The 12128-nt window shown below is 60.7% G+C and carries 10 protein-coding genes and 1 pseudogene; 2 read left to right on the forward strand and 9 right to left on the reverse strand.

Features of this window, described 5'->3' with window-relative positions; all coding sequences use genetic code 11:
- Positions 1 to 25 precede the first annotated feature (25 nt).
- Together K307_RS02335 and K307_RS44070 are read right to left on the reverse strand one after the other, a co-directional pair.
- Positions 26 to 1126, reverse strand: coding sequence for an IS5 family transposase (locus K307_RS02335; protein WP_042876049.1), 1101 nt, complete (start codon positions 1124 to 1126; stop codon positions 26 to 28).
- Between the two features lie 24 nt (positions 1127 to 1150).
- Positions 1151 to 2182 carry a DUF4158 domain-containing protein gene (locus K307_RS44070; protein ID WP_419187134.1) on the reverse strand — a complete coding sequence of 344 codons (1032 nt, stop codon included), beginning with the start codon at positions 2180 to 2182 and terminating at the stop codon, positions 1151 to 1153.
- A gap of 959 nt (positions 2183 to 3141) precedes the next feature.
- On the opposite strand from K307_RS44070, the gene cyoE reads away from it, so the two are divergent.
- Both cyoE and K307_RS45260 read left to right on the forward strand, forming a co-directional pair.
- The gene (gene cyoE / locus K307_RS02345) at positions 3142 to 4047 is read left to right on the forward strand and encodes a heme o synthase (RefSeq protein WP_042876066.1); all 906 of its coding nucleotides are present in this window, start codon (positions 3142 to 3144) and stop codon (positions 4045 to 4047) included.
- Positions 4048 to 4236: 189 nt separating this feature from the next.
- Positions 4237 to 5038 (forward strand): annotated as a pseudogene (locus K307_RS45260) (IS5 family transposase).
- Between the two features lie 119 nt (positions 5039 to 5157).
- Here the strand turns inward: K307_RS45260 and K307_RS02355 are convergent.
- From K307_RS02355 to sdhC, 7 genes are all read right to left on the reverse strand, one after another.
- On the reverse strand, positions 5158 to 6855 hold the full coding sequence (locus K307_RS02355; protein ID WP_042876070.1) for an NAD-dependent malic enzyme: 1698 nt from the start codon (positions 6853 to 6855) through the stop codon (positions 5158 to 5160).
- A gap of 90 nt (positions 6856 to 6945) precedes the next feature.
- Positions 6946 to 8349: a class II fumarate hydratase gene (fumC, locus tag K307_RS02360; protein ID WP_042876072.1), complete on the reverse strand. Its 1404-nt coding sequence runs from the start codon at positions 8347 to 8349 to the stop codon at positions 6946 to 6948.
- A 125-nt stretch (positions 8350 to 8474) separates the two neighbouring features.
- Positions 8475 to 8747, reverse strand: coding sequence for a succinate dehydrogenase assembly factor 2 (locus tag K307_RS02365; protein WP_042876073.1), 273 nt, complete (start codon positions 8745 to 8747; stop codon positions 8475 to 8477).
- A 1-nt stretch (position 8748) separates the two neighbouring features.
- Complete coding sequence (locus K307_RS02370) at positions 8749 to 9453, reverse strand: succinate dehydrogenase iron-sulfur subunit (protein WP_042876075.1); 705 nt, start codon at positions 9451 to 9453, stop codon at positions 8749 to 8751.
- A 32-nt stretch (positions 9454 to 9485) separates the two neighbouring features.
- Entirely contained in the window at positions 9486 to 11261 is a 1776-nt protein-coding gene (gene sdhA, locus K307_RS02375) for a succinate dehydrogenase flavoprotein subunit (RefSeq protein WP_042876077.1), read from the reverse strand.
- Positions 11261 to 11629 (reverse strand): succinate dehydrogenase, hydrophobic membrane anchor protein, encoded by a 369-nt coding sequence (sdhD, locus tag K307_RS02380; protein WP_042876079.1) that lies wholly within the window; start codon positions 11627 to 11629, stop codon positions 11261 to 11263. The genes sdhA and sdhD overlap by 1 nt, the downstream gene beginning before the upstream one ends.
- Positions 11630 to 12043: a succinate dehydrogenase, cytochrome b556 subunit gene (sdhC, locus tag K307_RS02385; protein ID WP_042876081.1), complete on the reverse strand. Its 414-nt coding sequence runs from the start codon at positions 12041 to 12043 to the stop codon at positions 11630 to 11632.
- Positions 12044 to 12128: the final 85 nt, after the last annotated feature.

A 12128-nucleotide genomic window follows, 5' to 3' on the forward strand; every position in this document is an offset into this window, starting at 1 on the left:
CCCATTGCCGGCCTCATTAATGCGATTACTGCCACTGCGGACGGATTTGTCCCAGCGAGCGCATGCGCACGAGGTTATAGGCGGCCATGCTCAGCACAAACATCTGGTCAACCTTCTTTAGTCCGCGCACCATTACCTGGCGCATGCGCCCCACAGTCTTGGCCCAGCCAAAGCCTTGTTCGATCAGCTTGCGCTTCTGCTGCGAGACGGCATAACCGGCGCTGCAAGCAATGGCATCAGGAACGGCCGAGCGCCGCCCCGAGGTGTTCTGTGCCACGTGGGGCGTTACCTTCATTTCCAGGCAGGCTTGAATGAATTCCTGCGCATCGTAGCCTTTGTCCGCACCAACGGTGACTTCCACATTTAGGTCTTCAGTTACCTGCCTGGCATCGTTGAGCATGACCTTCGCGGCTTCGCGCTCGGCGTGTCCGTCCGCATTAGTCACCATGGCGCTCACCACCAGTCCGTGTCGGTTGTCGCTCAGGGTATGGCCCATGTAGCGCAGCTCACTGGCGGCTTTGCCCTTGCGGTACAGCTTGGCATCGGGATCGGTCTTGGACGCATGCGTCTCGTTGCTGCGCTTGCGGCCCTTGAAGTTGGCGCCGCCGCTGTCGTCCTCGTCGTCGCCGTCCTTGCGCACGAAGCTCTTGTGGCCTGCCCACGCCTGAATCAGCGTGCCGTCGACGCTGAAGTGCTCGCCCGACAGCCAGTTCTTCTTCTGCGCGATGGCCAGCACCTCGTTGAAGAACTCGATCACCGCATCGTGCTTGATAAGCCGTTCGCGGTTCTTGCTGAACACGGTGGGCACCCAGACCACATCATCCATGGCCAAGCCAATGAACCAGCGAAACAGCAGGTTGTACTGCGTCTGCTCCATGAGCTGACGCTCCGAACGAATGCTGTGAAGCACCTGCAGCAGCATGGCCCGCAGCAACTTCTCCGGCGCGATGCTGGGCCGACCGCCCTTGATATCGGCCTCATACATCTGCGCGAACAACCGGTCAATCTTTGCCAGCGCCTGATTGGCCATGGTGCGGATCGAGCGCAGCGGATGGGCCTTCGGCACGAATTCATCCAGCCGCCGCATGGTGAACAAACTCTCGGTGAAGGTGTCAGCGCCGCGCATGAAATGTTGGGTTGGATGGAGTCCTCAGATCAACGCTTCAGCCAGTCGCCGCGCTGACGTCTGCCGGAGGTATTTCAGCGGCCTGTTAAGCGCTGCATCGGCCAACGCCGACAGCTGCTGGCAGAGTGCTTCACGGGTTAGCACCTCATCCGCGGCCAGCGCTTTGACCGCAGTCGCGAACTCTCGCATCTGGGTGTCAGGGTCCGGTCGGCCAGCGTCAATCAGGCGCCGAACGTCGTTGACGGATTTCTGAATCCCGTGTCGCAACATGGTCGCCAATTGGTCCGTGGCGGCGCATAAAGCGTAACGCAGAAAGCAAGCAGCTTCCAAACGGCGGGGTTGCTGCGCGACTCGCTTGCTCACTGATGCCGGACGATTGGCACAGCGCTTGGCGTAGTAGCGTACCAGCGCTTCATTGCACGCCGCCGGCCAGTTTCGGTGAATGCCCATCTTGTAAAGGAGTTCGATCTTGTCGAGCAATTTCCCCATCTGATGGGTCGAGGTTCGCAAAGGGACGGTCCAAAGCCATTGTTGCAGGCTGGCGCGGTCACCATGCGGGTGCGCCAGCGATGTGCCCCAAACGTCCAGGGAGGCAGCCCCATAGGCGCGCACCAGGGCGACGGCAAGCGCCGTTTCCGCCGTCGCGACGGCCTGACTGATCAGTCGTTTTAGTGCCCGGTCATGGGGTATCAGTATTCGATGTTCGTACAGCCAGCGCTTCAGTTCGTGAAACAGCTCGGTGCGGCTCGGCTGACCCGTCAAACGTTCCTTGAGCCAGCGCGTAACATAGCGGCGCTGATGCTCAGCCGTCGGACTGAAGCCGAGGGCTTGATAGGCCAACAATTGGTGGTGTGCCAATGTATCTGTGCGCCCGTCGTAGAGCGCGTTGAGCGTACCCATATCCGGCGGTGTCACACCGACCTGAGCCCCGACATGCGCCCAGAGAAATCTGGGCACTTGCTTGCAGGCGTCCAGCGTGCGTCCCGTCATGCGGATAAAGCCGATGTGTACGGCAACGGCCAGGCGATACCAAGGGCTGCGCCGAGCATCAATCAGCGCCCATGCCTTGGGCGACTAGGTGAAGAACGTGGCAAGCTCGAACTCGCTGAGTTCCCGAGGGATCTGCCGCATCCCGAGGTAGGCCAACCGCCAGTGATCCATCGCGCTCTCCCAAGCGTGAGACGGACTGCGGAGGGTAGCGGCAATGAGAAGGGGTCGCAATGCCCCAGAGCGCGAATGTGCCGTTTAGTGCACCACCAAAAAACAAGCAATAGCAGACAGCAACCTATTGATTTGTCGTGGTATTTCCAGGAAATCGCCCGGAAACCCGCATGAATGCTCGGGGCAGCTATCCCGGTAAATTGCACCGAAATCAAAGGGGCACCTTCTTCCAGAAAGTCACCGCAGGTGGGCTCACCCCACACTTCGCTGCAATCTCTAAATTGGGACGACCGTCAGCCACCATCAATATGAGCTTCGCTCGGCGCGCCAGCGGGTGAGGCAGCGATCGTGAACGGCTCATTGAGGTGAGTTGCTCTCGTTCGCCGGCTGACACTTCCACCTTGATTACCTCTCGTCCCATGCTCGCTCCTCTCAAAGGTAGTGACCATCTGCCCCTTATTATTAATAAAGTTTCTTACGGGACAGAACACTAGACGTGCCTCGGATTACATAAACATCCAATGTCTCGGCCGAGCGCAACGTTATATGTTGTTTCTGTGGACGTTTGATCAATGCGCCGGAATAGCTGACTGAAAATCTCGCATCGCCGCCTCAGAAGATGCCGTTTGGGTGGATGGTATGGTGGGTAGTCGGAAGAGCCGCGGCCCACGCGCACGACACGGTAGTCGATCGGTATCTGACGCATACTGGAAATCACGGCTGCGCGCGATGAAGGCACGGCATATTACAGTACTGCACGACTACGCGCGAATGGCGCTCGATACGATCGCTCATTGGTTGCGGCGATCGACGCTGCCGCGCGTGAAACTCCACTGACTAAAGCGTAGGGGCACATGGGCAGAATAACACTTTCCCGCAGCGTCGGCTCTAGCGTCTCGCGGTATTTTGCGCTAACAAAGCCGCGTGTGACGCAGTTGGCCGTTTTTTGCGCCGTCATCGGCATGTTTCTCTCGACGCCGGGCATGGTACCGTGGGCGGTGTTGATCGCCGGAGCCATCGGCATCTGGCTTGTCGCTGGCGCCGCGTTCGCGATCAACTGCCTAATCGAGCAGAAGATAGACGCGAAGATGCGGCGCACGGCATGGCGCCCTTCTGCGCGCGGAGAGATCACGACGGCGCAGATTCTGCTGTTCTCGGCTGTGCTCGGCGGCTTCGGAATGCTTACGCTCTACGTATTCACGAACGCGCTGACGATGTGGCTCACGTTCGCGACGTTCGTCGGGTATGCCATCGTCTACACGCTGCTGCTGAAGCCGGCCACGCCGCAGAATATCGTGATCGGCGGAGCCTCGGGCGCGATGCCGCCGGCGCTCGGCTGGGCCGCAGTAACGGGACACGTGCCCGGTGATGCGTGGCTTCTCGTGCTCATCATTTTCGTCTGGACGCCGCCGCATTTCTGGTCGCTTGCGCTCTATCGCCGCCAAGACTATGAGAAGGCTGGCCTGCCGATGCTGCCAAACACGCATGGCGAGCAGTTCACGCGGCTGCACATCCTGCTCTATACGATCATTCTTTTCGCGGCGTCGCTGATGCCGTTCATCTCCGAGATGAGCGGCGTTGTGTATATCGCATCGGCTGTGCTGCTCGGTGCGGTCTTTCTCGGCTACGCGTGGAAGATCTACCGGGAATATTCCGATGCGCTCGCGCGCAAGACGTTCCGCTACTCGATTGTCTACCTCTCGCTGCTCTTCGCCGCGCTACTACTCGACCACTACGCGCGCGGGCTGATCGGCGCATGACGCATGATTTGAAGCTGCAGACCGGTTGGGGCGCCAAGGCCTTTCTGGAGAAGCGCAAGCCAATCTTCAAGGTAAACAGGCGTGCCACTTAGAAGCTTTTGCGAAATTGCCCAGAGAGTCTGTTAACTTTTTCGAGCGGGCGTTAACTTCCTGTCTTGTTTTGCCTGACAGGAAGCGACGCCCGGAGAATTGATAGACGACGAACTGTGGTCACTCATCGAACCGTTGTTGCCGGCGCGAGCGCCGCGCAACCGCCGATATGCAGGGCGCAAGCCGACGTCAGACCGAGCGGTGCTGACTGGCATCGTATTCGCGCTGCGCTCTGGCATCGCCTGGAACCTACTGCCGCAAGAGATGGGCTGTGGCTCGGGCACCGCATGCTGGCGGCGTCTGGTTGCGTGGCAGGAGGCTGGCGTCTGGCAACGCATCCACGAGATACTGCTTGCCGAATTGCGCCGGCGCGGCCAACTCGACATGGCGCGCGCCATTGTCGACAGCTCCTCGGTTCGCGCCATGCTGGCGGGAAAAAAACCGGTCCGAACCCAACAGACCGGCGCAAGCTCGGCAGCAAGCATCACCCTATCGTCGACGCGCAAGGCATCCCGCTCGCGGTCATCCTGAACCGGCGCGAACTGCAACGACATCACGCAACTCGATGAGCTGGTCGAGGCGATTCCTCCCATTCGCGGAAGGCGCGGACGCCCACTGCGCAAGTCGAAAATCGTCCAAGGCGACCGGGGATACAGTTCCGAGCCGCACCGACAGCGCTTGCGCAAGCGCGGCATTACGCCCGTGCTTGCTTAAAATCGGCTCGCCTCACGGCAGTGGGCTCGGCAAAACGCGCCGGGTCGTGGAGCGCTCGATTGCTTGGCTCCACTCGTTCAGACGCCTGAAGATTCGATACGAGCGGTATGCCCATGTCCACGAAGCCTTCCTGTCCCTTGCCTGTTCACTGATTTGCTGGAGCAGGCTAAAGCCCTGCATGAACTAATTTCGCAACAGCTTCTTAGGCCGCCACAAGCTCGCCTCGCTTCTCACTGGAGCTGTCGGACTGGTCCGTGAGACGCGTTGGACCCGCGCGACATCCGATGTGCCGCGCAGGTCCGGTTTTCAGCCGCGCTTCCGATAAGGCCGATAGTGCGGCTCCCAGACGCGCGCCTCGACGCGGGCGTCGAGGGTGGCCGCATCGCAAGGCTCCGCGACGCCATCAGCCTGCGCCTGACGGGCGACGGCCTTCGCGACGGCCACTGCGACGCTGCGCAGGTCGGAGACAGGCGGGAGGAGCAGCCCATCCTTGTCCCTGACCGTGGGCGACATGGCGGCCACGGTCTTTCCGGCGACCATGAACATCGCATCGGTGATTCGGCGCGCGCCGGCGGCGAGGACGCCCAGCCCGAGGCCCGGAAAGACGTAGGAATTGTTGGTTTGATTGACCTTCCGTGTCTGGTCGTTCCAGTGAAGCGGCGGGAATGGACTCCCCGTGCCGATGAGCGCGCGGCCCTCGCTCCAGGCCATGAGCTGCTCTGGTGTTGCTTCGCTGCGCGAGGTCGGATTGGACAGCGGGAAGATGACCGGCCGCTCGACATGCCGCGCCATGGTGCGAACGACAAACTCGGTGAAGGCACCGGCCTGCCCCGAAACCCCGATCAGCACCGTCGGATGAGCATTGGATACCACATCGAGCAGGCCGACTGCGTTCTGTGCCTCTCGTTTCCAGCCGGCGACGGCCTCCGGTTTCTGAAGGAACGGCTTCTGCGCCGGCGTGATGTCCGGCATGCCCTCGACGAGCAGTCCGTTGCGGTCGACAAGGAAGAAGTGGCGGCGTGCCTCGGCCTCGTCGGCACCGGCATCGACCATCGCCTGGAGCAGCAGGGAGGCGATGCCGCATCCGGCCGATCCGGCGCCGAGCACGGCGATGCGCTGCGCCGTTAGCGGCACGCCGGTGACATTGACGGCGGCGAGAAGCGAGCTGGCCGCGATGGCGGCGGTGCCTTGGATATCATCGTTGAAGGTGCACAGCCTATCGCGATAGCGCGCGAGGAGGCGGGCGGCGTTGGAGCCGGCGAAGTCCTCCCAATGGAGCAGCACGTCGGGCCAGCGCTCTGTCACGGCCGTGACGAATTCTTCGACGAAGGCATCGTACTCGTCGCCGCCTATGCGCTCATGCCGCCAGCCGACATAGAGCGGATCGTGGAGGCGTTCCTGGTTGTTTGTTCCGACATCGAGCAGGACCGGCAGAGTTTCGTCCGGATGGATGCCTGCACAGGCGGTATAGAGCGCCAGCTTGCCGATCGAGATGCCCATGCCGCCGGCGCCCTGATCGCCGAGCCCCAGGATCCGCTCGCCATCGCTGACGACAATGATGCGCACCCGATCGAAGCGGGCATCCGACAGAATCTCGCGAATACGGTGCATGTTTGGATAGCTGATAAAGACGCCGCGCGGCTTGTGCCAGATTTCGCTGAAGCGCTGGCAGCCTTCGCCAACGGTCGGTGTATAGACCAGTGGCAGGGTCTCTTCTAGATTGCTGGCGATCAGCGCGTAGAACAGCGTCTCGTCGCTGTCCTGCAGCTCGCGCAGGAATGCGTAGCGCTCGAAGTCCGTGGCGAAGGCGCGCAGCACCTTCAGCCGGCGTTCGACCTGCTCTTCGAGCGTGCCGACATGCGGTGGCAGCAATCCGTGCAGACGAAACGCACAGCGTTCCTCTTCGGTAAAAGCCGTTCCTTTGTTGAGCATCGGTGTGTTGATCAGGTCGAATCCTGTGAGGTCAGTTTCGACCGGTGCAACGAGAGTGTGTGATTTGCTCATCGGTTTTCCTTTATAGCCGCGATCAGGCCACCCGATGGCGACCGCGGCCGGGCATCGTCATCGCGTCTGCGATAGATTCAAAGGATCAGATCACGCGGTCGCTACGTAGGGTTTAACCATCTTCGCCGGGTCGACCACGTGGTCGAATTCCGCCTCGCTGACGAAGCCGAGGGAGAGGGCCGCCTCCTTCAGCGTCAGGTCCTGCTCCATCGCGTGGTGAGCGATCTTCGACGCCTTGTCATAGCCGATGACAGGCGCGAGCGCTGTTACCAGCATTAGCGAGCGCTCGACGTACTCCGCGATCCTCTTGCGGTTCGGCTGCGTGCCTTCTACTAGGAACTTGCGGAAGTTGGTGCAGCCGTCGGTTAGCAGGGTCACCGACTGCGTGATGTTCGCGATCATCAGCGGCTTATAGACGTTCATCTCCAGATAGCCGCCGGCGCCGCCGAAGCCAACGGCCACGTCGTTCGCCATGACCTGGATCGCCAGCATCGTCAACGCTTCGGCCTGGGTGGGATTCACCTTGCCAGGCATGATCGATGAGCCTGGCTCATTCTCCGGGATCAGGAGTTCGGCGAAGCCGGCGCGCGGACCGCAGGCCAGGAGCCGGATGTCGTTGCCGATTTTGTAAAGTGAGGCGGCGAGCGTCCGGAGCGTGCCCGATAGCTGAATGAGCGCGTCGTGCGCACCCTGCACTGTGAACTTGTTGGGCGCGCTCACGAACGGCAGGCTGGTGAGCTTAGCGATCTCGGCCGCGGCTGCCTCTGCGAACCCTGGGGCGGCGTTGATGCCGGTGCCGACTGCCGTGCCGCCGAGCGCCAGGCGATAGACACTCTTCAGCGCGTCGTCGAGATGCTCCAGATCCTCTGCGAGCATGCCGGCATAGCCCGACCATTCCTGGCCCAAGGTCAGCGGTGTCGCATCCTGCATGTGGGTGCGGCCGATCTTGACGATGTCCTGCCACTCGGCTGCCTTGGCCGCGATGGCGTCGTGGAGCGCCGTGACGGCCGGGATAAGCCGCTGCTTCACGCCAACCGCCGCCGCGATGTACATCGCCGATGGAAAGCTGTCGTTCGACGATTGCGACATGTTGACGTGATCGTTCGGATGGACCGGTGCCTTGCTGCCGACGGCGATGCCGGCGAGCTGGCAGCAGCGGTTCGAGATCACCTCATTCATGTTCATGTTGAACTGGGTGCCGCTGCCGGTCATCCAGACGTGGAGCGGGAACATGTCGTGATGCTGTCCTGCCAGGATCTCGTCGCAGACCTGAATAATTAGCGTATGTGCCTGGTCGTCGAGACGTCTTCCGGCGTGGTTTGCGTTGGCCGCCGCCTTCTTGAGAAAGGCATAGGCAGTAATCAATTCGCGTGGCATCAATTCACGGCCAATGCTGAAATGCTCGATCGAGCGCTGGGTCTGGGCTCCCCAAAGCTTGTCAGCGGGAACCCTGACTTCCCCGAGGCTGTCGACCTCCGTGCGAAAGTTGTCCATCGTCTCTTGTCCTTCATTTGAGGTGTGGCCATGCCGTGCCATATGAAGCGATCCGGGGCAGGCTACTGGTTCAAGATGCCCAGTGGCGGTCCACCGGCTTAGCCACCAGACACCGACACACGTACTCAGGCGGAACGCAGCAGCGCGAGCACCCGAACGAGGTTCGGGTCGGCAATGTCGCCACCTGGTTCCCTGCGCGCGAGCAGTAAGTCCATCAGGTCGTTGTCACTAAGTTCGAACAGGCGTGTGAGTGCTTCCACATCGGCATCGTTGAGATCTCGTTCATAACGGCAAAAAAAACGTTCGATGATCAGATCGTTTTCCAGCAGGCCACGTCGGGCACGCCAGCGAAGTCGCGCGCGGCGCAGCGGATCGGATTGATGTGAGGTGTCGTTCATGTCAAACCTTACCGCGTACCATGAGTTCCTTGATCTTGCCGATGGCCTTCGTCGGATTGAGGCCCTTCGGGCACACATCGACGCAGTTCATGATGGAATGGCAACGGAACAGGCGGTACGGGTCTTCGAGATTATCGAGACGCTCGCCGGTCGCTTGGTCACGGCTGTCCGCGATAAAGCGATAGGCTTGCAGCAGGCCAGCGGGGCCGACGAACTTGTCCGGGTTCCACCAGAAGCTCGGGCACGAGGTCGAACAGCTCGCGCACAGAATGCACTCGTACAGGCCGTCGAGCTCGTCGCGCTCTTCCGGTGACTGCAGGCGCTCTTTCTCCGGCGGCGGCGTGTCGTTGATCAGGTATGGCTTGATCGAGTGATACTGGTGGAAGAAGTGCGTCATATCGACAATCAGGTCGCGAATGACGGGCAGGCCAGGGAGCGGTCGCAGTACGATTTTTTGCGGAAGATCGTTCATGTTCGTTAAACACGCCAGACCGTTCTTGCCGTTGATGTTCATCGCGTCCGACCCACACACCCCTTCACGGCACGAGCGCCGGAACGCCAGCGTTTCATCGACAGCCTTCAGCTTGACGATCGCGTCGAGCAGCATCCGTTCGTGTGAGTCAATTTCGATCTCATACGTCTGCATGTGTGGCGCTGCGTCCTTATCCGGGTCGTAGCGATAGATCTCGAAGGTACGTGTTGCCATGGTCGTTTTTCCTTTAAGTCCGGGAATGGCGCCTAGAAGGTACGTGGTTTCGGCGGAACCGTTGCAACGGTCAGCGGTTGCATTTGAACCGGCTTGTAGTCGAGGCGATCGCCTTCGCTGTACCACAGCGTGTGACGCAGCCAGTTTTCGTCGTCGCGTTGCTTGTACTCGCTCGGCGCGTGTGCGCCGCGGCTTTCCTTACGCGCTTCGGCCGAAACCATCGTGGCGCGCGCCACCTCGATCATGTTGGCCAGTTCCAGCGCTTCGACGCGCGCGGTGTTGAACACCTTTGACTTGTCCTTCATGTGCACATCATTGACGCGCTCGGCCACTTCCTTGATCTTCCTGACGCCTTCAGTCATCAGCTCCTCAGTGCGAAACACACCAGCATGCTTTTGCATCGTCGAGCGAATGTCGCCTGCGACCGCTTGCGTGTATTCGCCCGACGATGACTTCTCCAGTTTGTTCAGGCGCGACAGCGCGAAATCGGCGGCATCGGCCGGCAGAGGCTTGTGTTCCTTGATTTCCTTCACGTGCTTGATGATGTGGTTGCCGGCTGCGCGGCCGAACACCACAAGGTCGAGCAGCGAGTTCGTGCCGAGGCGGTTCGCGCCATGGACCGATACGCACGAGCATTCGCCGACGGCGTAGAAACCGTTGACCGGATCCTTGTGGCCCTTCGACGTGCCGACCACCTGGCCATGAATGTTGGTCGGGATGCCCCCCATCTGATAGTGAATGGTCGGCACGACCGGAATCGGCCATTTGACGGGATCAACGTTCGCGAAGCGTTGGGCGATTTCGCGGATCGAAGGAAGACGCTTCATGATCGTCTCGGCACCGATGTGCGACAGATCGAGCAGGATGTGATCCTTGTTCGGACCGACGCCCCGGCCTTCGATGATTTCTTGCCCCATCGACCGTGACACGAAGTCGCGCGGCGCCAGATCCTTCAGCGTCGGCGCGTAGCGTTCCATGAAGCGCTCACCGTCCGCGTTGCGCAGAATGCCGCCTTCGCCGCGCACGCCTTCCGTGATCAGCACGCCTGCGCCCGCCACACCCGTAGGGTGAAATTGCCAGAACTCCATGTCTTGCAATGCGATACCCGAACGTGCAGCCATGCCGAGGCCGTCACCGGTGTTGATGAACGCGTTGGTGGAGGCCGCAAAGATCCGGCCAGCACCACCCGTTGCGAACAGCGTCGTCTTGCCTTGGAGGATGTAGACGTCGCCCGTTTCCATCTCCATCGCGGTCACGCCAAGCACATCGCCGTCGGCGTCGCGGATCAGGTCCAGCGCCATCCATTCGACGAAGAATGTGGTCCTCGCCGCGATGTTCTGCTGATACAGCGTATGCAAGAGCGCGTGACCGGTACGGTCAGCCGCCGCGCAAGCGCGTTGCACCGGTTTTTCGCCATAGTTCGCGGTGTGGCCGCCGAACGGGCGCTGATAGATCGTGCCGTCCGCATTGCGGTCAAACGGCATACCGAAGTGTTCCAGTTCATAGACCGCATTCGGCGCTTCACGGCACATGAACTCGATCGCGTCCTGGTCACCGAGCCAGTCAGAGCCCTTGATGGTGTCGTAGAAGTGGTAATGCCAGTTGTCTTCGCTCATGTTGCCGAGCGACGCGCCGATGCCGCCTTGCGCCGCAACCGTGTGCGAACGCGTCGGGAAGACCTTCGACAGCACGCAGACCGACAGACCGGCGCGCGCGAGTTGCAGCGATGCGCGCATCCCAGAGCCGCCTGCGCCGACGATGACCACGTCGAAGCGGCGACGCGGCAGAGCATTCCTGATTGCAGTCATTACACTCTCCAGAGAATCTGCGCAGCGTAGCCGGCACACGCGAGCAGCCAGACGATCGACAGCGTTTGAAGAAGCAGACGGAGACTGACGGGCTTGACGTAGTCCATCCAGATGTCGCGGACGCCGACCCAGGCGTGATAGAACAGCGACAGCAGCGTGACGAAAGTGGCGAGCTTCATCCACTGCGTCGCGAAGATCGACGCCCATCCGTCATATGAAAATTGCTGTGCGCCGAAGAACCACACGAGCAGGATGACCGTGTAGATCGCCATGATGGTGGCCGTGATGCGCTGGGCGAGCCAGTCGCGCAGTCCGTAGTGAGCACCGACGACGAGCCGCTTCGGACCGATTTGATGATGGACTGCCATTTAGAAGGCTCCAAATAGTTTGAGTGCGAAAGCGAGCGTGAGGAGCGATGAGACGATCGCCACGATGGCCGCCGTCCTCTTGCCGTCCTCTTTCGAGACCGCACGGTGCGTGTCCATCAGCAAATACCGGAGGCCGGCGCAGAAGTGCAAGAGGAACGCCCACGTCAATACGAGTACGACAACCTTCACGACGAGGTTTGCAAGGACAGCCTTGAAGACTCCGAAGGTAACTGTGGAAGTCAGACTCCGCTCGAACAGATAGAGCAGGAACGGCAAGAAGACGAACAGCAGGGCACCGCTCAGGCGATGCAGGATCGACACACGGCCCGCCAGTGGCAGGCGGTAGGCAGTCAATATTTGCCCGATACCGATGTTTCGGAATTCCGGCCTCGGTTTCCTTACTGCTTCAGACATGGGGACCTCCAGTTGTAGGCGAACAATTCGCGGCAAAGGGTGTCGAAATCACGACCTGCGTACGGTTACGCCGGTCCATATAAGA

The organism is Cupriavidus necator A5-1 (assembly GCF_000744095.1).
Classification (GTDB): domain Bacteria; phylum Pseudomonadota; class Gammaproteobacteria; order Burkholderiales; family Burkholderiaceae; genus Cupriavidus; species Cupriavidus necator_A.

Coding starts and splice junctions, on each gene's coding strand:
- K307_RS02335 (WP_042876049.1), bottom strand. CDS start 1,126: ATGCGCGGCGCTGACACCTTCACCGAGAGTTTGTTCACCATGCGGCGG.
- cyoE (WP_042876066.1), top strand. CDS start 3,142: ATGGGCAGAATAACACTTTCCCGCAGCGTCGGCTCTAGCGTCTCGCGG.
- K307_RS02355 (WP_042876070.1), bottom strand. CDS start 6,855: ATGAGCAAATCACACACTCTCGTTGCACCGGTCGAAACTGACCTCACA.
- fumC (WP_042876072.1), bottom strand. CDS start 8,349: ATGGACAACTTTCGCACGGAGGTCGACAGCCTCGGGGAAGTCAGGGTT.
- K307_RS02365 (WP_042876073.1), bottom strand. CDS start 8,747: ATGAACGACACCTCACATCAATCCGATCCGCTGCGCCGCGCGCGACTT.
- K307_RS02370 (WP_042876075.1), bottom strand. CDS start 9,453: ATGGCAACACGTACCTTCGAGATCTATCGCTACGACCCGGATAAGGAC.
- sdhA (WP_042876077.1), bottom strand. CDS start 11,261: ATGACTGCAATCAGGAATGCTCTGCCGCGTCGCCGCTTCGACGTGGTC.
- sdhD (WP_042876079.1), bottom strand. CDS start 11,629: ATGGCAGTCCATCATCAAATCGGTCCGAAGCGGCTCGTCGTCGGTGCT.
- sdhC (WP_042876081.1), bottom strand. CDS start 12,043: ATGTCTGAAGCAGTAAGGAAACCGAGGCCGGAATTCCGAAACATCGGT.